A 22,730-nucleotide genomic window follows, 5' to 3' on the forward strand; every position below is an offset into this window, starting at 1 on the left:
TTGCAGTATGAAGGAAAAACTGATTCTCGCTCTGGACCAGGGGACAACATCCTCCAGAGCCATTTTATTCAACCACAGCGGAGCTATAGAATACATCTCCCAGAAAAATTTTGAACAGATCTTCCCTACTCCGGGATGGGTAGAGCATGATCCCAACGAAATCTGGTCTTCCCAGATATCCGTTGCCGCAGAGATCATCGCCAAAGCAGGCATCTCCGGACTGGAAGTAGCCGCCATCGGAATCACCAATCAGCGTGAAACAACGATTGTATGGGATAAAGAAACCGGTGAACCTATTTACAACGCAATTGTCTGGCAGGACAGAAGGACTTCCAAATATTGCGATGAATTAAAAGAACAGGGCCACGCCGAAACCATCAAAGAAAAAACCGGACTTGTTCTGGATGCTTATTTTTCTGCAACCAAACTTAAATGGATTCTTGATAACGTAGAAGGCGCAAGAGAAAAAGCGGCAGAAGGGAAATTGTGTTTCGGAACCGTTGACACATGGCTGGTATGGAAACTTACCCGCGGGAAAATGTTCATCACCGATGTTTCCAATGCGAGCAGAACCATGCTTCTGAACATTCATACTTTAGAATGGGATCAGGATCTTTTGGATTTATTCGACATTCCAAGATCTGTTCTTCCTGAAGTAAAACAGAGCAGTGAAATTTACGGCGAAACCGCAACCACTCTATTCTCAACAAAAATTCCGATTGCAGGAATTGCAGGAGACCAGCAGGCTGCTTTATTCGGACAGATGTGCATCACTCCGGGAATGGTAAAAAATACCTACGGAACAGGATGTTTCCTTTTAATGAACACAGGAAAAGAAGCAGTTTCTTCTAAAAACAATCTTCTTACAACTGTAGCATGGAAAATTAACGGAGAAGTAAATTATGCCCTGGAAGGAAGTGTATTCGTAGGCGGAGCAGCCATACAGTGGCTGAGAGACGGACTGAAACTGATCCGCACCTCTGAAGAAGTGAATGATCTGGCAGCAAGCGTTGAAGATAACGGAGGTGTTTATTTTGTCCCTGCACTTACAGGATTGGGCGCACCATACTGGGACCAATATGCCAGAGGAACGATTGTAGGAGTAACCCGCGGAACCACCAACGGTCACATCGCGAGAGCGACTTTGGAAGGAATTGCATTCCAGGTGTATGATATTGTAAAATCTATGGAAGCGGACTCCGGAAGACCAAGTCTTGAACTTAGAGTAGACGGCGGTGCTTCTGCAAGTGACCTTCTGATGCAGATCCAGTCTGATCTTTTCGGGTTCAAAATCACAAGACCGAAAACCCTTGAAACAACAGCCTTAGGGGCAGCGTATCTCGCAGGTCTGGCGGTAGGATACTGGAAAGACATCAACGAAATTCAATCCCAATGGATTGTGGACGAAGATTTCCATCCGAAAGTGGACAAGGAAAAAGCAGATAATATGATCCATTTTTGGAACAAAGCTGTGAAGCGTTCTCAAAGCTGGATCGAAGATTAAATCCTTAACTAAAAAAAACTACTCATGAACCCATTTACCGCAGAACTCATAGGCACCATGCTTATGATATTATTAGGCAACGGCGTTGTAGCGAATGTTGTCTTAAAAGATACCAAAGGAAATAATTCAGGATGGATCGTCATTACAACGGCATGGGCACTGGCCGTTTTTGTGGGGGTTACCGTAGCAGGACCGGTAAGTGGTGCTCACCTGAATCCGGCTGTATCCATCGGACTTGCTGTTGCAGGAAAATTCTCATGGGACCTGGTTCCCACGTATATTGCTGCGCAGTTTCTTGGTGCAATGCTTGGCGCTTTCCTTGTATGGCTTTTTAATAAAGACCATTTCGCCATTACCGAAGACGGAGGAGCTAAGCTGGCTTGTTTCAGTACCGGTCCCGCGATCAGGAATACGTTCTCCAATCTCATCAGTGAGATCATCGGAACGTTTGTCCTGGTATTCGTCATCTTTCATTTTTCGGATCCCAGCATTGCTCTGAATGCAGATCCAACCGCTAAAGTAGGACTTGGCTCTGTGGGAGCACTTCCTGTTACCTTACTGGTTTGGGCTATTGGTTTATCTTTAGGTGGAACCACCGGCTATGCCATTAATCCCGCCAGAGATTTAGGTCCCAGAATCATGCACGCCATACTTCCCGTAAAAGGAAGCAGTGATTGGGGATATGCCTGGATTCCTGTTGCAGGCCCTATTCTGGGCTGTATTATCGCAGCAGTTCTATATGGAATCTTAAAATAAATACATCCATGAAAGTTTTAAAAATAGCATGCCTGATTATTTTGGGCACAGGAAAACTATGGTCTCAGGAGAACACTGAACCTAAGGAAAGCAACAGGCTCGATTTCACGGCGAATATTCAGAATAACCACTTATGGAGAGGTCTGATCATTACAGATAAACCTGTGGTCATGGGAAATCTATCGTATGCCTTCGATGCGGAAAAGAAATGGAAAGCCGGAATCTGGGGCGCCTCTTCCCTGACGGATGACAAAGACGGAACGCATTATAAAGAGATCAATTACTACGTCCAGTATTCAGACGGAAGGCTTTATATCGGGCTTTGGGATCTTTTTAATTCCAGAAACATCAATACGGCGGTTGCTTCAGAAGACATATTCCATTATTCGCGGACAAAAACGGCCCATATCATTGATCTTAGAACCAATTATACATTCGGACCTTCTTTCCCTCTGAATATTGAAGCTGACATCATGCTGTACGGAGGAGCCAATGCGGGAGAAGTGGTTTTAGAATCTGACGGAAGCTATAAAAAGAATAAGTATTCGACCTACGTTCAGGCAAGCTATCCCGTCATTGCAGGGCAGAAAGTCAATCTGGATGCTTTCATCGGTGCTGGATTTGCACTGAACGACAGGAATTTCCTCTATGGAAACGGTAAAAACAGTTTTGACATTGTTAACGTTGGGGTAAAAGCCAGCAAGACGGTCAAAATCACGGAACATTACAGTCTTCCGGTTGCCATGATGGCCATGTGGAATCCTTCGAATAAATATGCAAGAATTCAGCTGGCTGCCACTGTTTTCTAATATGAATTTAAATTAATTTATACTAAGACCACTCCAATTCGGGGTGGTTTTCAACTTTTATACTGATTTAAAAAATTCAACCACAAAAGTCACAAAAGGTATTCGTTTATTTTAACACTTAAGAACACTTTAGTTTAAAAGTTCTATCAGGCTGAAAACACTAAGATCACATAAGTAAGAAAATCGTTGATTTTCATAAAACTTAAGTGTACTATATATGTACAATCTCAGTAACTTTAAAATAACTAAAGTGTTTAAAAGCTTCTGTGGCTTTTGTGGTTAAAAAAACGTCACAATAACCTCCAACAGCCAATCACCGGGTTTTTACGGTTTCATTTTTGCTTAAATATTTTTACTTTTGAAAAAAAATATATGAAAAAGATTTTCAGCTTAGTGATCTTATGCATCAGCATTTTATCTTTTGCCCAGACAAAAGCACCATTTGTCGGTCACAGAAGTTTTAATATCATTGAAGGATTCAGCGGATCAGGAACGCCTTCCTATTATCTGGATGTTAAGAAAAACGGTGATGTCTATTTCGGATTTGTACAGGTCAATCAGGCCGATGGAACTGAAACTACCGAAGAAGTGAATGCCGGAAAATACAACCCAAAAGTAATGCATGTAGTTTTCAAAACCTATGGCGAAAACTTCTATGTGAAATTTGACAAAGACAACATCTACCTTACCGATAAAGAAGGAAACATCCAGAAATCTGAAGACTGCTGTTCTTCCATGGAAAGTGCTTCCAACGACATCTGTACCTGCGAAAGCAAACTGTACAAGAAATGAAAGCATTAAAATTCCTATTCATTCTTCTTCTCGCTGTTTCGTGTGGTGGGAAAAAGAATCACCCCTATACTTTTTATTACTGGAAAACTCAGCTGAAGCTGGATCAGCAAGAGAAAAAAGCTTTGGACAAGGCTTCGGTTCCTTATGTGTACACAAGATTTTTCGATATAGATAAAATCAGCGGACAGTTTCAGCCGGTTGCTGTGATTACGAAAGACAAGAGTTTCCAAACGGATAAACAGATTGTACCGACTGTTTTCATTACCAATCAGTCGATGTACCGTATCTCTGCAGAAGAGATTAGGTTTCTGGCCAAAAACATCAACGATCTGGTTCAGAAGAAATCCAAAGAATATGGTTTTAAAATCAACAATGAAATTCAGATCGACTGCGACTGGACGGCCGGAACCAGAAATGACTATTTTAAATTTTTAAAAGAACTGAAAAAGGTTTCCGGAAAGGAGATCACCTGTACTTTACGCCTTCATCAGGTTAAAGATAAAAACCAGACCGGAGTTCCGCCTGTAGAAAAAGTCTACCTGATGTGCTACTCTACTTCCTCACCACTGGAAAATTCCAACAAGAATTCTATTCTGGATGTGACGATTTTAAAAAGTTACCTTTCCAAACTTGAAGATTATCCTGTAAAGAAAATAGAAGTCGCGCTGCCGATCTACTCATGGGGAATTGTTACCAATCATCTTGAAAAACATAAATTAATCAATGCCCTGTCCAGAAAAGATCTTGAAAACCCGGGATTCAAAAAGATATCCGATCATGAGGTCGAAATTATGAAAGACGGTTTCTATTTCGGAAGCTTTCTGAGCAAAGGCTTCAGGATAAAGGTGGAGGAAATTTCTGATGAACAGCTGGAAGACGTCACCCGTTTTCTGGAGAAAAAAATACCTGATTTTAATGTAATTTATTATCAATTAGATAGTAAATTTGTAAGTAACCGGGATTTTTAAAATTTTATCTCCCGCAGATTGAACACTTTAAGCAGATATCAAATCCTGTAAACCATACAGCTTTTGAATTCTACTGATATTTAATTATAAAAATAAAAACACCCTCAACTATATGAAAAAGTATATTCTTTCACTGGCGGTTCTATCGCTGTTTTATACTAAATCTGACGCCTGCGCGTGGTCAGACCCTGATTATGAATACTTCAACCTGTTTACGCAAAGCATCATCAAGGATAAGTCTTACCTTCCTTTCCTGCTTACCTATTCCAACAGGTTCTACGGTGATTATAAAAACATGACGATTCCTGACGACAATATTGAGACGTGGAAGAAATTCTTCAACAATCAACTCAATTATGCGGAAACAGAGAATCTGGTGTACAAAATAAGCATGGCAGATTTGAATGCTTTGAAAAACGGAACACCGAATAACCCCCTTTTGCAGAAACTGGGAACAGGATTCTACCAAAAGTATAAGGAAGGCATCGATTATTTGATTGAAGCGAAATATCTGGAGCCCTACATGAGCATCAATTATGTGGAAAGCCCGGATTCCTTTTACAACAATGGTCCTTCAAAAAACCTCAATGCCACTTCGGTTGATTATGCGAAAACAGTCAATGCACTGACTTCTCTATACAACGCCACAAGAAATCCGGAAATCAAGCAGCGTTACGGATATCAGCTGGTGCGTTTCAATCATTATACGAGAAATTATGATGCCGCACTGGAAGCTTTCAAAACGTATATTGAACCAATCAAACAGAAAGGTGCCGTGTATTTTATGGCCCTTGATCAGCTTGCCGGTGCTCAGAGAGGAAAGGAAATGAACAGTGATGCGAACTGGAACTTCTTCCAGGTTTTTATGAACAGTAAAGACCGTAAGGAATCTGCTTTCGTTTCCATGAAACTTTCGGATACGGCTTCTTTCAGCAATATCATGAAAAGAGCGGGTACCAGTGATGAAAAGAATATGGCTTATTTCCTGTTGGGCTACGAAGGATTCACAGATCCTATTCCCATCATGGAAAAGATGTACGACATCAATCCGGATTCTGAGATCCTGAAAGTAATGGCCGTAAGAAGCATCAACGAATTGGAAAGAAGTTATCTGCCGATTTATTACTATAATTCCGATGCTTCAGACAATGTCTATATGCAAAGAGGCAATGCCGATGACCATAGCAAAGCGTCCACTGATACAAAATCTGAACCGGCAGAGGTAAAAAAAGAAGAGAAGCTTTCGTTCTGGCAGAAGATTGTAAGGTTTTTCAAAAATCTTTTCGGAGGTTCAAAATCTGACACTGCGGATGGTGGTAAAAATGATAAGAGTGATGATGAGCTATTGAACAACCCAGACAGAATTCCGTTCTACACGAAATCCGGTTACGGCTACGATGAAAAAACGAAAGACTATCTGGACAATCTGGAAAAATTCACAGAGAAAACGAAGAAGGTATCTAAGGATGAATACTGGCAGATCGCCGATGCTTATCTTAAGTTCTTGAAAAAAGACTATAAAGCCAGCTCCGAAATTCTGGAAGATATCAAAACAACGAACCCGGAATATCTGGAAGAAATCAAAAGAATGAAAGTCCTGAATGATATCGTTTCACATCCCAGAGTTGATGCTGAATTCGAAGATCATCTGATGAAAGACTACGCCGATTATTTCGTTAAAAAAGAAGTGAAGAAAGATACGGCTGCCGTTGCAGATTATGACTATTACGGTGAAACTCCGTCTACAGCAGATTTCCTTAAAGATGTTCTTGCGAACCGTTACTTCTTACAGGGTGAGGATGGAAAATCGTTCTTAATGAACAATAAACTTTCCGACCTTCAGTACAACCCGAATTCAAGTCTGGTAAAAAGCGTTGAAGACTTTTATAAGAAACCGAACAAGACCCAGTTTGAACAGCAGATCATCGCCAAGAACATGGACAACGTAGGAAATATAGATGCATTCTTCAGCATGATCTACGGAGACAGAGCTATGAAACAGGCAGATTTTGAAAAGGCTAAATCATATTACGAGAAAGCCCAGAGCTTTGCAGGAATTCCAAGAATGAATTATGACTGGACCGATAAAGGTGAAAAGATCACGCCTAAACAATATGCAGCCGGCGAATACAATGGCTTCAGAGATATTTCCAATCTGGTCTTCGGGCACAATGTATGGGAAAGTTTCGGAAGTGCAGAAACCGAAAGTATGGAAGCTGAAGATTATACTGCGTTCCCTTTCATTAAAAACAGCATGAATAAACTGGAACTGGCAGATGCATTGATTCAGCTTAAAAAGATCAGCAACGGAACTGATGAAAAGGCAGCTACAGCCAGCCAGCTTATCGGAAACTTAATGTACAATACTTCCAGCTTAGGCTACTACCGTCAACTGTTCGTGATGGATATTGACAACAGCAATGGTGGAAAATATGATTTCTGGAATACGGACCGAAAGAATCCTTACAGATATTATTATAAGAATTTCCTTTATACCACTTATATCGAACCGGATAACTTTGACCTGGCGATTAATTATTATCAAAAAACTCTGAAACTGTCCAAAAATAAGGAACAGAGAGCAAGGGTTCTTTTCCAGATGGCCAGTGCAGAGCAAGGAAAGTATTATCAGTATGAAGCGAAAAATGAAAAGACTATTGATTATTCAGATCCTAAATATTCTGAAAAGGAGCAGGCTCACCAGACTGAACTGGATAATATCAGAAATGAGAAATACAGAACGTATTTTGCTCAGCTGAAATCTCAGTATGCAGATACGGAAACACTGAAAGGACTGTCAGGAAGCTGTAGTTATTTCGGGTACTTTCTGAGAAAATAATTTTCAACACTTACTAATATAAAAAAGGAATCATTACGATTCCTTTTTTTGTTGCTGTTTCTGAAGCCATTCTTCATGTTTATGTTTAAAAAAATCATGCTTATAATTCTGATTTCTTTTGGCGGCATCTATAGAATGTGAGGTGTGAATATCATCATCTTCTTCTGCAAAATCGGCGAGCTTTTCATAATAACAGTGAAGCTGATCCAGTTCTTTTTCTGTGAGGTCTTCAATATCAACAATTCTGTTGCTGGCTTTTTCATTGGCGGCTAGAAGTTCATTCAGCTTGATTTGTATCGCTTTGGAGTCTTTGTTCTGTGCTTTCTGAATTAAAAAAACCATCAGAAAAGTAATAATCGTAGTTCCGGTATTGATCACGAGCTGCCACGTTTCGGAATAATGAAAAACAGGTCCTGAAGCCGCCCATATCACGACTACGAGTACAGCTCCGATAAATGCATAGGAGCTCCCTGTAAATTTAGTTGCCCAATCTGAAAATTTTTCAAAAAGATTATTGTTCTTATGGCCCATGGTTTCAATTCTTTTAATGAATAAATGTATTGAATTAACTTGAATCGGGGATAAGAAAATTGTGGATATTTTTTTGATGGAAGATGGGAATTTGAGGATGGAAGTACTATTTCACGGTGAGTGTCTGTCTGTCTTTTGATGGATTTTTTGTTTTTTATCTCTCGCGGATTGGGCAGATGAGGCGGATTTTTTTATTCCGCTTATCAATATCCTTGACAAGATTTTCCATTACAATTGAAAGGAGCGGTAAAGCAGTTTAAAAAGCGGGCCGGATATTATTTTGACTTTGATAAACTTCCAGCTCCCATCTTCCCACTTCCTTTCTTAAACCTGTGCCACCAGATCAGAAATCCTGTCACGGGTAAAGAGCATCCAATCATTGAAACGATGAAATAGAGAATGACACTCGGCAGTCCCATGATTTCTCCTGTGTGGAGAGGTTTTGCTAAAGCGGTGAACTGTTTATTCAATGGTTTGTCTGAAAATAATTCTTTGGTTTTAAAAACTCCCGTTTTATCGAAGGTGATTTCATCCGGAAGCATCATGCCCAGGAAATTTTGGGTATTGGTCTTGATAACTACATAGCGTGGATTTTCTTTGTTGGGAAGTTCGATGCTGGTCACCGCTGTATAAGGAAGCTGTTTATTAGATAGCTCAAGAATCTTGTCTATAGATGCTGAAGCTGTGTTTTTAAGGTTCTTCTTTTCGTCCTGTTTCTGCAGCATATCTTTAAGGAGACCTCCGAAAGGATCATCACCGCTTTTCTCTTCGGCAATACGATCAATTGAGGAACCGCCTAAGCTGACAATAAGACCATTCTTTACCCAAGGATATGTGACATACAATCCTGTAACCGCAATAAAAAAAAGCATGAAAAAGGTATAGAAGCCCAATGTATTGTGCAGGTCGTAATTCACACGTTGAAATTTCGCTTTAAATTTTACGGTGAGTCCCTGCTTCAGGAACTTCAGTTTTTTGGGCAGCCATAGAATCAATCCGGAAATTAACAGTAAACAAAATATCAGGACAGATGCTCCAACAATCTGCCGTCCGGCATTTCCCATCATCAGGTTTCTGTGAATATCAAGAACAACTTCAAAAAAACGGTTGGCTCCTGTATCAGCCTGTCCCAGGATCTGCCCTGTATACTGATTGTAATACGAACTTTTATCAAGGTGGTTTTCACGGTAGGAAACGACATAGCTTCTGTTTTTACTGTCTGGAATGAGAAGTCCCGTAAGTTCTTTTCCGGTTTTCAGCAATCCGGCCTGGATCTGATCCGGAGTATGGGAAGTTTGCGAACCTGCAGTAATATAAACCAGGTCTTTATTGTAAAGGTCTATGATCTGATTTTTGAAAGCGTACAAACTTCCGGTAAGACACATCACAAACACAACAAGACTCGACAGAAGCCCCAGCCAAAGGTGGATGATCCACATCAGATATTTGATAAGGGATTCATTTTTTCTTCGTTTTCGGTAAAGACTTTTAAATAATGATTTCATTGAGTTTGGTGTACGGGTTTCGAGTTTTAGAGTTTGAGGGAGAGTTTGGTTGCTAGTTGTTAGTTGCCGGTTGGATGGTTTACAAAATTGATTATAAAAAGATCTCATGTCTGAAATCTGGCATCTTGGTTCTCGGTTCTTGAATCTCAAATCAATTATTCACTAATCCCTTTAACAGCAAAAACATTAAGACAGGAAATACTGCCTTAATGTTTTCTAATTAAAATTTGATATGAATGTTTCTTAGTTTTAAAGGAAGCTTAATTACTTTCTTCCCTTAAACTTAATATCTTTTACGATCTCTTCGAATTTCGTATAATGTTCCGGGGTAAGTGCGGTCTTGATCGCTGCTTTTCTCTGGGCATCAAATTTATCCCAGTATTCTTTAGCAAGATCATTGTTTCCGTGGTAGACATCGTGCGCATCGTTAAATGCTTTTTCGAATGCATCGTTGGCTGCATTCACTACTTTGAATTCATCTTCTGAAAGCTGGCCCTCAGTTTTGATTCTTTCAAGAAGTGCATTGTCATATCTCGGTCTTTTTCTTGAGTTTTCATCAACGAATTTGTTGAATCTTTCCATCTGGGTAGCATCAAGTACTTTGGCCATGTCAACAGACTGCTGTGCTCTCAGCTCTTCATTTTTGATTCCCAGTGCTACACGGTCCATATTTCCTCCCTGTGCTTTTGCTGCCTGGAAGTTCTGTTCCTGAAGGTCCTGGTATTTCTTAGTAATCTCGTCAAAGCTTTTCACCTGATCCGGGGTAAGCTGTACTTCAGTTTTGAACTGATTATAGTCGATTCCTTTCTTTTTGTCTCCTGAACATGCAACGGATATTGCAACAAGAGCAAAGGCTAAGAAGAATGTTTTTACGCTTTTCATAATGAATAAATTTGCTGATTAGAATTTATAGTTTACCTGTACGGCAAAGTTTCTCGGTTGAATCTGATCGATATAGCCCCCTCTGAAGTATGAGTTGTACCCTACGGAATCAAAAATATTGTTGAAGAAACCTCTCAGTCCCAATCCGTTTTTGAAAGTGTACCCGATCTGAGCATCTACAGTAGTATATTCCGGCATATTGAAAGGTTTTTCACCTGGTTGTGTTCCGTTTACGTGGCCATTGTCTGCATTGGTATACGTTTGCTTGAAATCATCAACTGGTCTTGTTCCTACGTAATAGATTCCTGCCCCCACATCAAGTCCTGTCAGAGCTCCTTCGTTAAATTTATAATTCAACCATGCATTCGCAGAATGTTTTGGAGTATTGATAGGAGCTGAACCATTTACAAATGACGGACTATCCTTATACTGAGCATCTACATACGCCCATCCTGTCATCACCTGAAGGTTTGGAAGAATTTTCCCAATCAATTCAATCTCCATTCCTTTTCTTCTTAATTCACCTGCCATTGCATAGATTCCTGTACTGTTTCCGTCTTTCAGAAGTTCATACGACAAGTTATCGGTGTTAATATCAAAGAATGTCACATTGAATCTTAATCTTTCATTCAGCCAGTCAGATTTAATTCCGGCTTCCCATTGTTTGGTTGTAGAAGCGCCTACAGTTCCACCTCCAGCTAATCGGTTATTAGAACTTCTCAATGCTGTGGTACTTGTATAGGAACCAAAGACGTTCATATTTTCAATAGGAGAAATCATAATTCCTAATGAAGGATTCCATGCATAATCTTTTTCCTTATCAGAACCGATTAATCTGCTGTAACGAAGTCCTAAATGGGCTTTAATATATTTGTTGAAAGTAATAACGTCCTGTGCCATTACTCCCATAGTAGGCGCTACTGCGTTAATAGCTTTGGCTGTTGCAAGGTCGATATTAACTCCTGCAGGAAGAATATTGCTTACTTCTTCAAGAACATTGATCTTATCGATAACTTTAGTAGCATCGTATGAAGTCGTGGTCACATTAGATTCTTTCCAATCGAATCCTACCTGGAAAGTATGTTTCATAAAACCAGTCTTCACATCTGCCCCGATAAAATCAAACTGAAAGACTTTGTTCAAATCTTCTCTGTCGGATCTGGTTAATGTTCTATTACGGAATTCAGTCGGGTTATTTCTATTTAGAGGCGCCAAAGCTGCACCAATAATCTCAGACTGATAAGATGAGCTCATGTAAGCTGCTCTTAACTTTAATTTTTCAGTAAGTTTTCTTGTTACCGTTGTAGAGAAATTGAAGGTTTCGATTTTTGCATTATCTGAAGCAAAACCAAGGAACTTTCTTCCCGGCATTCTGTATATGGCTTCCACATCTCCTTTGGCAAGGTTTACTGTTCCTCTGTCGGGCGTGGTATTGTTGTGCATATAATCCATCTCCACTACGATCTCCGTCTTATCATCAGGACGGAATGCAATAGATGGGTTTACATAAATACGGTCTGTATTGATAAATCTTCTGAAACTGTTGTTATCCTGGTAAGCAGCATTCAATCTTACAGCTACTTTCCCCTGAGAATCCAGAACTCTCTGGAAATCTGCTGTAGCTCTGTAAAAATCCCAGCTTCCATATCTGAAGCCAACATTGGTTTCGTTGATAAACTTAGGAACCTTCGTCACTACGTTGATAACACCTCCTGCAGAACCAAGTCCGTCACCGATTCCCTGCGTTACTGCAGCAGAACCTTTAATCACCTGAATACTTTCCACACCCTGCATGTCTGTAAGCATCGCTCCGGTACGGAAATCCGAATCCATCTGAACCCCGTTCTTTAAAACAGGTACTCCACGATACCCTCTGATAGACATACTTTCTCTTGTTCCTCCATAGCTTCCGAACTGGGTAACTCCAGGGATGTTTTTAGCAACATCTGTTACAGTCAGACCTCCAAGATCTTCAATTACTTTATAGGAGATCACGGAAATACTCTGGATCTGGTCTCTGGTTTTCAAAGGAAGTCTGGTAATGGCTTCAAGGCCTACCGGCTGTTTCTTTTTTTCACCAAATAATTCTACTTCATCAATCTCTTTTGATTTTTTAATAGAATCATTCACTTGCTGTGCGTTTACAAAAACCCCACCTAATACAAGCAGAGAAAAGGATACTACTTTATTCATCTGATAATTTTTTGCAAATTATTATTTTTAATGATTCTAAATAAATAAACACAGGTGACATATCTCACGTCGATATGACTAATCATTATCAGATTATAAATGAGTCTGCAGATGTGGTAGAGATCCTTTAACGATACCGTAGCATCATTAAAGGTACCGGGAAAAAGTGGACTTATGGGTGTAAAAGATGAATTGTGAATTGTGAATTTTGCTGCGCAAATGAATGGTGAATAATTGATTTAAGATTCAAGAACCAAGAGTCAAGATGCTAGATTTCAGATTTCAGACATGAGACTTTTAGGGAATGGTTTAGATTAAAGTTAAGAAACTTGAATGGTGAATTTTGCTTCGCAAGTGAATGGTGAAATTTTTAATAATACCTATAGTTTAAACAAAAAAAAATCCGTCCCTAAAAAGGAACGGATTCTTTTATATTGCAAAGTATGCAGTTATCACACTTTAATTTCAACGTCTACACCGCTTGGTAACTCTAACTTCATTAGAGCATCAACAGTTTTAGAAGAAGAAGAGTAGATATCCATCAATCTCTTGTGAGCTGATAATTGAAACTGCTCTCTAGCTTTCTTGTTTACGTGTGGAGATCTCAACACAGTGAAGATTCTCTTATTTGTAGGTAATGGAATTGGTCCGTTTACAACAGCACCAGTAGCCTTTACCGTTTTTACGATTTTCTCAGCAGACTTGTCTACCAAGTTGTAATCGTAAGATTTTAGTTTTATTCTGATTCTTTGTGACATTTCTTTAATTTAAAAAATTAACCTTTTGCTTTAGCAATGATATCTTCAGCAACGTTTTGAGGAGTTGCTTGGTACTTCTCTAATTCCATAGAAGAAGTAGCTCTTCCTGATGAAAGTGTTCTTAGAGTAGTTACATATCCAAACATTTCAGAAAGTGGAACAGAACCTTTGATTACAACAGCTCCGTTTTTCTCTTCCTGACCACTGATCGTACCTCTTCTCTTGTTAAGGTCACCAATGATGTTACCCATGTATTCTTCCGGAGTTACAACTTCCAGTTTCATAATAGGCTCCATAATTACTGGCTTAGCAGCACGTCCCGCTTCTTTAAATCCTAATTTAGCTGCCATTTCGAAAGAAAGTGCATCAGAATCCACCGCGTGGAAAGATCCGTCTTTAAGAATAACTTTAATACCTTCAACTTCGAAACCAGCCAAAGGACCGTTTTTCATTGCAGCTTTAAAGCCTTTTTCAATAGCAGGAACAAATTCTCTAGGAACGTTACCACCTTTGATCTCATTAATAAATTCAAGACCTATTTTACCTTCGTCAGCTGGTCCTAGTTCAAATACAATATCAGCAAATTTACCTTTACCACCAGATTGTTTTTTGTAAACTTCTCTGTGCTGAGCAACTCTTGTAAGATTTTCTTTGTATTCTACCTGAGGTTGACCCTGGTTAACTTCTACTTTGAATTCTCTTCTCATACGGTCTACAAGAATGTCAAGGTGAAGTTCACCCATTCCTGAGATAATCGTTTGACCAGAAGCTTCGTCAGTTTTAACCTGGAAAGTAGGATCTTCTTCAGCTAGTTTAGCCAGAGCGTTACCCATTTTATCCTGGTCTGCCTTAGTTTTAGGCTCAACAGCAATACCAATTACCGGATCAGGGAAAACCATCGATTCAAGAACGATTGGGTTTTTCTCGTCACACATTGTATCACCAGTTTTGATAGATTTAAAACCTACAGCTGCACCAATATCTCCTGCTTCAATATATTCTACAGGATTTTGCTTGTTAGCGTGCATCTGATAGATTCTAGAGATTCTTTCTTTATCACCTGAACGGGTGTTCAAGATATAAGAACCTGCATCAAGTCTTCCAGAGTAAGCTCTGAAGAATGCTAGTCTTCCCACGAACGGGTCAGTAGCAATCTTAAATGCTAAAGCTGCGAAAGGCTCGTCTACAGATGGTTTTCTTGTAATATCAAGATCTGTTCTTGGGTCAGTACCTTTGATATCATCTTTATCCAATGGAGAAGGAAGGTATTTACATACCGCATCCAACATAAACTGTACTCCTTTATTCTTAAATGAAGAACCACAAGTCATTGGGATAATAGATAAATCGATAGTAGCTTTTCTAAGAGCTTCGTTGATTTCGTCTTCTGAAATTGAATCCGGATCTTCGAAGAATTTCTCCATCAAAGTATCATCATAATCAGCAACAGCTTCAACTAATTTCTCTCTGTATTCCAGAACTTCAGCCTTCATGTCTTCAGGAATTGGCACTACTTCGAAAGTAGCTCCTTGTCCTGCTTCGTCCCAAACGATAGCTCTGTTTTTAATTAAGTCTACTACACCTTTGAAATCTTCTTCAGCACCGATTGGTAAAACGATTGGAACTGCGTTTGATCCTAACATCGTCTTAACCTGGTTTACCACGTTAAGGAAGTCAGCACCTTGTCTGTCCATTTTGTTTACGAATCCCATTCTTGCAACTTTGTAGTTGTCAGCAAGTCTCCAGTTTGTTTCAGACTGAGGCTCTACTCCATCTACTGCAGAGAATAAGAATACCAATCCATCTAATACTCTCAAAGATCTGTTTACTTCTACTGTGAAGTCAACGTGTCCCGGTGTATCGATGATGTTGAAGTGGTAAGACTTACTTTCAGGTAACATTTTACCTTGGTCAGTCGGGAAGTTCCAGTTACAAGTAGTCGCTGCAGAAGTAATGGTAATACCTCTTTCAGCTTCCTGCTCCATCCAGTCCATTGTAGAAGCTCCATCGTGAACTTCACCAATTTTGTGGTTTACTCCCGTATAGAATAAGATTCTTTCCGTAGTAGTAGTTTTACCAGCATCAATGTGCGCAGCAATACCAATATTTCTTGTAAATTTAAGATCTCTACTCATTTCTAATTAGAATTTAAAGTGTGAGAAAGCTTTGTTAGCTTCCGCCATTTTGTGAGTATCAGATTTTTTCTTGTAAGCAGCACCTTCTTCTCTTGAAGCGGCAACTACTTCATTAGCTAATTTCAAAGCCATAGACTTATCATTTCTTTTCTTAGAATAGCTAATTAACCATTTCATTGCCATAGAAATTTTTCTATCAGCTCTGATTGGCATAGGAATCTGGAAGTTAGCTCCACCTACTCTTCTAGAACGTACTTCTACGTGAGGCATAACGTTAGTTAATGCATCTTTCCAGATTTCAAGGGCTGTCTTTTCAGTTTCTCCTTTTTTAGTTTCTACGATTTCTAAAGCATCATAGAAAATTTTGAATGCGATTGACTTCTTACCGTCAAGCATTAGGTTGTTTACAAATCTAGTTACCAATTGATCATTAAACTTCGGATCTGGTAACAACGGTCTTTTTTTCGCTTTTGTCTTTCTCATTGCTTCTGTACCTTATTTAATGATTATTTTTTCTTTCCTTTTGCTGGTGCAGCAGCTGCCTGACCTGGCTTAGGTCTCTTAGCTCCATACTTCGATCTTCTCTGTGTTCTTCCATTTACACCTGCAGTGTCTAAAGCACCTCTTACGATGTGGTAACGTACTCCCGGTAGGTCTTTCACCCTTCCGCCTCTCACCAATACTATCGAGTGCTCTTGAAGATTATGTCCTTCGCCCGGGATGTAGGCGTTGACTTCCTTCCCGTTAGAAAGTCTTACCCTTGCAACTTTTCTAAGTGCAGAGTTAGGTTTCTTAGGAGTGGTAGTATATACTCTCGTACATACACCTCGTCTTTGTGGACAAGAATCAAGGGCAGCCGATTTGCTCTTCTTGGCAAGCGTGGCTCTTCCTTTTCTTACTAATTGTTGAATAGTAGGCATTTAATTGCTTTTTATTTTAGGGTGCAAAAATAGGAATATTTTTCCAATCTACAAAAACTTATAGAAAAATTAAAATCAAACACTTACACCAAAAAGACATTGCCCCTGAACGGCCAAATAACAGACCACCGATATACATTGAGAAAATGTGAAATTGGAAGGTGGTATTTATCTTATCAACTCTATATTAAATAATTGTAAAACTTATTCAATTATTTTCACATCTACATTTTTATTCCAGTCAAAGCTTTTTATATTCTGAATCAAAGCATTATGAATCTCAGGATTGATAGAATAAATGGTCACTTTGGTATCTCCCAGCACCGCATTTGCACCTCTAATTTCAAGTACAGCAGCCTTTTTCCAGTTGCTGGGAACGTGTCCGTCCAGCCAGCCTTCATATATAATAGCCAGCTGATAATGGTTCTGGGTAGAGTATTCAGTTAAAAACTTTTCAAACTTGGCATCTGTCCCATTTTTTTTAAGTTTAAAAGGAACCATCTCTGCTGAGCCTAATCCTGCGGTATCCAGCAAATGAATATCTGTAAAGTAACAGATGGCACCAATATCATTCGCTACCACTTTGGAACTATTGTAATATTTTTTCAGAAATCCTGCCGACTGAATCTGCTGTTCGTAAATATTGCGGCTTCCGGTAATAATTAGTGTATTGACGAGACTCATTTTCAAAACGAACACCATACCTATAAGTAATAAAAGAATGACAGCACTTCTGCTTTCTTTTAATAAATAAGCTCTGTTGACAAAAAGATTCTTCAACATAGGGATAATAACCATAGCAAAAGCTACAAGCAAATAGGCTTCGTAACGGTAAAAATTGGTAAACTGCCCAAAAGCTCCCTGAACAAATAAATTAATCACCAGCACAATCAGTAGAAAATTATGAAGAATGATTTCTCTGAAATTTAATTTATTCTTATAATCTTTAAAAATCAAAAGAACAGCCAAACAAAGCGGAAATAGTCCTGCCAAATAAAAGTAGGGCTTCAGTATTATTTTATTTAATACAATATTCTTCATCTGCAAAAGAAGATCTCCTGAAAAGTCAAATTTTGTCCCCTTTACAATCACAGAGTTTGGAAAATAATATCCTGTTTTCTGATAGGTAAAATAGGCAAATATGAGAAGGGGTATAAAGCCGGACAATAGTACGATAGCACTCTGCTTCCCTTTTCTCACCAAAAGAAAAACAAACGCAAGTCCGAGGAAATAGAACATACTTTCAAACCTGATCAGCCCCAACACCGCAATGGTAGCATAAAACCAAACTGAATACGGAGACTTTTCAAAATCAGCAGCCCTCCATTTTTCGAAACAATAAACATTGACCACTACGACCAGTACCTGAAGCACATGCTCCATTCCTGAAAAAACAAGCAAATGAACGGAACCAAAAAGAAGCGTAAAAAGACCGGCAAAAACAACAGATTTAGTTTCCTTAAAAAAATCCGAATAGTATTTGTTGAGAAAATAAATGAGTAGAAAAGCACACCCCAGATTAAAAATCAGAGGAATCAGCTGATGATTTCCAAAACAATAAATCAGTCCTGCTAAAACAAAAGTAAAAACCGGGGATGAAGAAGAAGAGGAAAAAGAATGTTCTGTTACACCCCACACGCCATGAAGCGCAAAATTCTTGGCCATTGCCAGATGAATATAAGCATCATCTAATATATAGGTGAAATTATTCTCCGTTTCAGAAAGCATGAACAGGATGTATACCAAACACATCCCGAAAAACACCGCTGCCGTTGTCAGTAAACTTTTCATTTCACTGCAATATTAATACTTCCAAACTATTTTAAAAAATTTTCTTATAGTTATCTTCTATTGACATTGAGGGCTTTTCGGCACAATATTTTCTAAATTTGTTAACATAAAAAATAAACGTATGAAAAATGCAAGCATTATCGGCTTAAAAGAGGCCGATTGTAAAAACATTTCAGAAAAATTAAATACCCTTTTAGCCAACTATTCCATATTCTACCAGAACACAAGAGGTTCACACTGGAACATCAAAGGAGATCAGTTCTTTACGCTTCACCCGAAGTTTGAAGAACTGTACAACAGCCTGGTATTAAAGATCGATGAGATCGCAGAAAGAATTCTGACATTGGGAGCAACTCCTGCCCACAATTATTCAGATTATCTGAAAGTCTCCACCATTAAAGAAAGTAAGGAAGTAAGCGATGGTACAAAGAGTGTAGAGAACATTCTAAGTTCATTTAAAGTGGTTCTGGATTTACAGAGAGAACTTCTTGATATTACAGATGCAGCAGGAGATGAGGGAACCAATTCTCAGATGAGCGACTACATCACGGAACAGGAAAAAGAAGTATGGATGTACAATTCTTATTTAGGGAAGTAACCAACAGAATTCCACTGATAAATAAAAAAATCGCCTTACATTTAGGCGGTTTTTATTTTAAATGATTATATTTGCGTTAAAATTACACATATTATGTACGACGTTCGATTAAACTCTATCCTGGATAACGATTTCTATAAAATAACGATGCAGAATGCGGTGGTAAAATTATTCCCAAGCTCCATTGTAAAATACGAATTCATCAACAGAGGAAAGCACCAGTTTCCGGAAGGATTTGCGGCAGCTTTAAAAGAAGCAGTGAATAAAATGGCCGAACTGAAACTGACCAAGGATGAAAAAAAATTCATGGCAAGAACCTGTCCTTATATAGACCTGCCCTACCTGGATTTTCTGGAAGGTTATCATTACGATCCGTCTGAGGTAAAAATTCATCAGGAAGGAAGTGAACTTTCCGTAACGGTGGAAGGGCTTTGGTACAGAACGATTCTTTGGGAAGTTCCTTTACTGGCTTTGATCAGTGAGCTGCACTACGAAATGAATCATATGGAAAGAGATTCCAATGAGATTGTGATGAACAGAACTTTGGAAAAAGCAGATTCACTGGCAAGACTTGGAGTTAATTTCGCAGAATTCGGGACCAGAAGAAGACATTCCTATAAAGTACAGAATCTGGTCATGGAAGCTTTAACGCAGAATAAAGAATCCACATTTATCGGAAGTTCCAATGTGCATTTTGCCATGAAGTTCGGGGTAAAACCAATCGGTACCCATGCGCACGAATGGTTTATGTTCCACGCAGCCGAATACGGATTCAAAATGGCTAATGAAATGGCTCTTGAACATTGGGTAGATGTTTACAGAGGTGATCTTGGGGTTGCTCTTTCAGACACGTATACCACTGATGTTTTCTTCCAGCAGTTTGACAAGAAGTTCGCTAAACTTTTTGACGGCGTACGTCATGACAGCGGTGATCCTTTGGAATTTGCAGACAAAACAATCGCACACTATAAAAATAACGGGATCAATCCTTTATTTAAATACATCATCTTCTCTGATGCTCTGAATCTTGAAAAAGTAGAAGAAATCACGAATTATTGCAGAGGAAAGATCGGCGTTTCTTTTGGAATCGGGACCAATCTGACCAACGATGTAGGCTTAAAACCTATGAATATCGTCATGAAACTGATTGGCGTACAGGCTCCAAACAAAGAATGGATCCCAACGGTAAAACTTTCCGACGAACACGGAAAATATACAGGAGATCCAAAAATGATTGAACTGGCTAAGGAATTTTTGAGAATAAAAGATTAGATTAGATTCTGGATTTCAGATTTCAGATAACAGACTCACCATAAAACCATTGCTATGAAATTAAAAATTTATGTATCCCTAAGTCTTTTAATGGCCATTGTATCTTTCGCCCAGGAAAAGAAAGCAGAAAAAGCAAAATTCAACCAGGAACTGGCAACCTCTCTGGGTGCAGATCAGTATGGTATGAAAGCCTATACCATTGTGATGCTTACCACAGGCAGCACAAAAATTGAAGACAAAGCCAAAATGGGCGAAGTCATGAAAGGTCATATGACGAATATCGGAAAGCTGGCAGATGAAGGGAAAATAGTGGTGGCCGGTCCGTTTTTAGAGAAGAACAAAGAAAACTACCGCGGTATGTTTATCTTCAATACAAAATCTAAGGAAGAGGCTGAGCAATGGGTAAAAACAGATCCCGCTGTGCAGGCTGGCGTTTTCAGTTATGAAATTTTCCCGTGGTACGGATCCGCTGCGCTGCCTTTATATTTGAAACATCATGAGGAAATATCTAAGGTGAATCCATAAGGACCTGTTCAAAAAATATTCAACAAATTTTGAAGGATCCAATTAATTTCACACTTTTGTAAAAAGACCTATTATGGAAAAAGAAAAATTACGCAGAGTAAGAAAACAAAAAGGCTTCACCCAACAGCAGATTGCTGATATACTGGCAACTGATGTATCCAACTACAGCAGAAAAGAGAGCGGTGGTGTAAAGATTATAAAAGAGGAATGGGAAAAAATTGCAAAATTTCTCGACGTTCCTTTGGAAGATATTTACCAGGAGGAAGAAGCCACTATGATCATAAATAATGAATATAATACGGTAAATGATCAGGCTGGTTTTTATAATCTAAATGGAAACAACACTAATAATTATAACATCCCAAACTCAGTAATAGATAATCTTCAGGACTATATTGCATTGCTGAAAGAGGAAATCGAAAAACTAAAAGAAGGCAAAAAATAAGCGTTAAATTTCTTTAAAAAGAAACAAATGGGCCTACTATCCAACATTCTATGGGCTTTTCAAAAGAAAGGCTACAGTAGCATTGAAGATTTCAATAAAGAAATCACAGACTACCAGACCCGTATTTTAAAAGAAAAAGCATCCTGGGAACCTTCTGCAATAGTCATAGACGCCCCTGAAATCAATGTTTCCTATGAAGCATGGATTAAAGGGAAAGAAGATATTGCAGATAATGAAACCATAATCGGTGATGAAAATGAGGCATTCAGCGAAGCCAATACTGACTACGGTATGTTTCAGGTGGAATTTTGTGCAAAACTGAAAGCAGCCAACGGAGCCAACTTTACAACTCTTGACCTGATGTATCAGCTACACAATCAGGTCAGCCAAAAAGAACTTGGTGACCATATCTTTTTTGAAGGACTCACAGCAGATGATAACGAAAAACAGGAAAATGACATCCCACTCTACCTTATGTACTTGGGAAGCTAATCTAATTTCTCTATAAAATCAACACCTATGAAACTTCGGGATAAAAAACCAGCCCTACTTTTAATTGATATTCAGAAAGGATTTCTTGATGAACAGTATTGGGGAGGAAACAGAAATAATAAATCAGCAGAAGAAATCAGTGGAAAATTATTAGAAAAATGGAGAGCATTAAACTTACCCATATTCCACATCAGACACAGCTCATTAAATCCTGATTCAAAACTGTATGAAACCCATACCGGATTTGAATTCAACGATGATGTACTTCCAAAAAACGACGAACCTGTCATTACAAAAAATGTCAATAGTGCTTTTATAGGAACCAATTTAAAAGAGCAACTTGACCAACAGCATATCAATTCTTTGGTTATTATTGGAATAACGACCAATCACTGCGTTTCCACCACCACAAGAATGGCAGGAAACTACGGATATGAAACCTATGTCATTTCAGATGCAACCGCAACTTTTGACAGAATAGGAATCCATGGAGAAAAGTATGATTCAGAATTAATACATCTGACCAGTCTCGCCAATTTAAATGATGAATTTGCCACGGTGTGGAGTTCAGAAAAATTATTAACCGAATTATAGAAAACTCAGGTCTCACTTAAAAAGATTCGATAAAAATTAATTAAATCATTATGTAACGTCATAGTGATTTAATTTTTTAGTACCTTAGGGGTTCATTTTCAGAAATATACAAATTAAAACCATCAAAAAAATTAATTCCATGAAAAAAACGAACCTATCCAAACTATCGAGAACGGAACTGAAAGAAGTATTCGGAGGAACACTGTATCCCGCACCATGTCCGGGAGGATGCCCTGGGGAAGCCATGATCAGATGTCCTGACGGCTCTACCACGATGACTAATTTTATATGCATGGGAAACAGATGCGAACCGGCCGCAATGTGCAAACCATTGGTCCTTGAGCCTTTTCCTGATCCGATTATCGTCACTCCATAATCTGACCAATAAAAATAAAGTGAGCTTTTCCGGTTCACTTTTTTT

The 22,730-nt window shown here is 38.8% G+C and carries 22 protein-coding genes; 13 read left to right on the forward strand and 9 right to left on the reverse strand.

All coding sequences use genetic code 11. The features are described from left to right. Positions 1 to 7: 7 nt before the first annotated feature. The 6 genes from glpK (at position 8) to IW22_RS09535 (ending at position 7,668) form a co-directional block, all read left to right on the forward strand. Positions 8 to 1,504: a glycerol kinase GlpK gene (glpK, locus tag IW22_RS09510; RefSeq protein ID WP_034726000.1), complete on the forward strand. Its 1,497-nt coding sequence runs from the start codon at positions 8 to 10 to the stop codon at positions 1,502 to 1,504. Between the two features lie 24 nt (positions 1,505 to 1,528). Continuing rightward, entirely contained in the window at positions 1,529 to 2,260 is a 732-nt protein-coding gene (locus tag IW22_RS09515) for an MIP/aquaporin family protein (protein ID WP_034726001.1), read from the forward strand. An 8-nt stretch (positions 2,261 to 2,268) separates the two neighbouring features. After that, positions 2,269 to 3,069 (forward strand): hypothetical protein, encoded by an 801-nt coding sequence (locus IW22_RS09520; RefSeq protein WP_034726002.1) that lies wholly within the window; start codon positions 2,269 to 2,271, stop codon positions 3,067 to 3,069. 372 nt (positions 3,070 to 3,441) lie between these two features. Continuing rightward, the gene (locus IW22_RS09525; RefSeq protein ID WP_034726003.1) at positions 3,442 to 3,861 is read left to right on the forward strand and encodes a hypothetical protein; all 420 of its coding nucleotides are present in this window, start codon (positions 3,442 to 3,444) and stop codon (positions 3,859 to 3,861) included. Continuing rightward, entirely contained in the window at positions 3,858 to 4,829 is a 972-nt protein-coding gene (locus tag IW22_RS09530) for a hypothetical protein (protein ID WP_034726005.1), read from the forward strand. The genes IW22_RS09525 and IW22_RS09530 overlap by 4 nt, the downstream gene beginning before the upstream one ends. Positions 4,830 to 4,941: 112 nt before the next feature. Further along, complete coding sequence (locus IW22_RS09535) at positions 4,942 to 7,668, forward strand: hypothetical protein (RefSeq protein WP_034726007.1); 2,727 nt, start codon at positions 4,942 to 4,944, stop codon at positions 7,666 to 7,668. A gap of 33 nt (positions 7,669 to 7,701) precedes the next feature. Here IW22_RS09535 and IW22_RS09540 read toward each other — a convergent pair whose 3' ends face one another. The 9 genes from IW22_RS09540 to IW22_RS09580 all read right to left on the reverse strand — a co-directional run bounded on the left by IW22_RS09540 (position 7,702) and on the right by IW22_RS09580 (position 18,383). Next, positions 7,702 to 8,199: a low affinity iron permease family protein gene (locus IW22_RS09540; protein WP_034726009.1), complete on the reverse strand. Its 498-nt coding sequence runs from the start codon at positions 8,197 to 8,199 to the stop codon at positions 7,702 to 7,704. 275 nt (positions 8,200 to 8,474) lie between these two features. Continuing rightward, positions 8,475 to 9,704, reverse strand: a complete 1,230-nt coding sequence (locus IW22_RS09545; protein WP_051891173.1) for a PepSY-associated TM helix domain-containing protein — start codon at positions 9,702 to 9,704, stop codon at positions 8,475 to 8,477. A 264-nt stretch (positions 9,705 to 9,968) separates the two neighbouring features. Further along, complete coding sequence (locus tag IW22_RS09550) at positions 9,969 to 10,586, reverse strand: hypothetical protein (RefSeq protein ID WP_034726011.1); 618 nt, start codon at positions 10,584 to 10,586, stop codon at positions 9,969 to 9,971. Positions 10,587 to 10,604: 18 nt separating this feature from the next. Further along, positions 10,605 to 12,779, reverse strand: a complete 2,175-nt coding sequence (locus tag IW22_RS09555) for a TonB-dependent siderophore receptor (RefSeq protein ID WP_034726013.1) — start codon at positions 12,777 to 12,779, stop codon at positions 10,605 to 10,607. 452 nt (positions 12,780 to 13,231) lie between these two features. After that, entirely contained in the window at positions 13,232 to 13,537 is a 306-nt protein-coding gene (gene rpsJ / locus IW22_RS09560) for a 30S ribosomal protein S10 (RefSeq protein WP_002661363.1), read from the reverse strand. Positions 13,538 to 13,554: 17 nt separating this feature from the next. Then, a complete protein-coding gene (gene fusA, locus IW22_RS09565; RefSeq protein WP_034726015.1) occupies positions 13,555 to 15,672 on the reverse strand; it encodes an elongation factor G in 2,118 nt (705 codons plus the stop codon). 6 nt (positions 15,673 to 15,678) lie between these two features. Then, a complete protein-coding gene (gene rpsG / locus IW22_RS09570) occupies positions 15,679 to 16,155 on the reverse strand; it encodes a 30S ribosomal protein S7 (RefSeq protein ID WP_034726018.1) in 477 nt (158 codons plus the stop codon). A 23-nt stretch (positions 16,156 to 16,178) separates the two neighbouring features. Further along, a complete protein-coding gene (gene rpsL, locus IW22_RS09575) occupies positions 16,179 to 16,592 on the reverse strand; it encodes a 30S ribosomal protein S12 (protein WP_002983146.1) in 414 nt (137 codons plus the stop codon). A gap of 204 nt (positions 16,593 to 16,796) precedes the next feature. Then, on the reverse strand, positions 16,797 to 18,383 hold the full coding sequence (locus tag IW22_RS09580; RefSeq protein ID WP_034726020.1) for a hypothetical protein: 1,587 nt from the start codon (positions 18,381 to 18,383) through the stop codon (positions 16,797 to 16,799). Positions 18,384 to 18,504: 121 nt separating this feature from the next. Here IW22_RS09580 and IW22_RS09585 point away from each other — a divergent pair, with 121 nt between their 5' ends. The 7 genes from IW22_RS09585 to IW22_RS24240 all read left to right on the forward strand — a co-directional run bounded on the left by IW22_RS09585 (position 18,505) and on the right by IW22_RS24240 (position 22,685). Further along, positions 18,505 to 18,981, forward strand: coding sequence for a Dps family protein (locus IW22_RS09585; protein WP_034726023.1), 477 nt, complete (start codon positions 18,505 to 18,507; stop codon positions 18,979 to 18,981). Between the two features lie 93 nt (positions 18,982 to 19,074). Then, on the forward strand, positions 19,075 to 20,253 hold the full coding sequence (gene pncB, locus IW22_RS09590; protein WP_034726026.1) for a nicotinate phosphoribosyltransferase: 1,179 nt from the start codon (positions 19,075 to 19,077) through the stop codon (positions 20,251 to 20,253). A gap of 54 nt (positions 20,254 to 20,307) precedes the next feature. Continuing rightward, positions 20,308 to 20,778, forward strand: a complete 471-nt coding sequence (locus IW22_RS09595) for a YciI family protein (RefSeq protein WP_034726029.1) — start codon at positions 20,308 to 20,310, stop codon at positions 20,776 to 20,778. A gap of 73 nt (positions 20,779 to 20,851) precedes the next feature. After that, entirely contained in the window at positions 20,852 to 21,223 is a 372-nt protein-coding gene (locus IW22_RS09600) for a helix-turn-helix transcriptional regulator (protein WP_034726033.1), read from the forward strand. A gap of 27 nt (positions 21,224 to 21,250) precedes the next feature. After that, complete coding sequence (locus tag IW22_RS09605; RefSeq protein ID WP_051891174.1) at positions 21,251 to 21,715, forward strand: hypothetical protein; 465 nt, start codon at positions 21,251 to 21,253, stop codon at positions 21,713 to 21,715. Between the two features lie 27 nt (positions 21,716 to 21,742). Next, positions 21,743 to 22,309, forward strand: coding sequence for a cysteine hydrolase family protein (locus IW22_RS09610; RefSeq protein ID WP_034726037.1), 567 nt, complete (start codon positions 21,743 to 21,745; stop codon positions 22,307 to 22,309). Positions 22,310 to 22,448: 139 nt separating this feature from the next. Continuing rightward, a complete protein-coding gene (locus tag IW22_RS24240; protein ID WP_131401716.1) occupies positions 22,449 to 22,685 on the forward strand; it encodes a hypothetical protein in 237 nt (78 codons plus the stop codon). The last annotated feature ends 45 nt before the right edge of the window (positions 22,686 to 22,730 follow it).

Origin of the sequence: Chryseobacterium sp. JM1 (assembly GCF_000737715.1) — a bacterium.
In the GTDB taxonomy this organism is placed as follows: domain Bacteria; phylum Bacteroidota; class Bacteroidia; order Flavobacteriales; family Weeksellaceae; genus Chryseobacterium.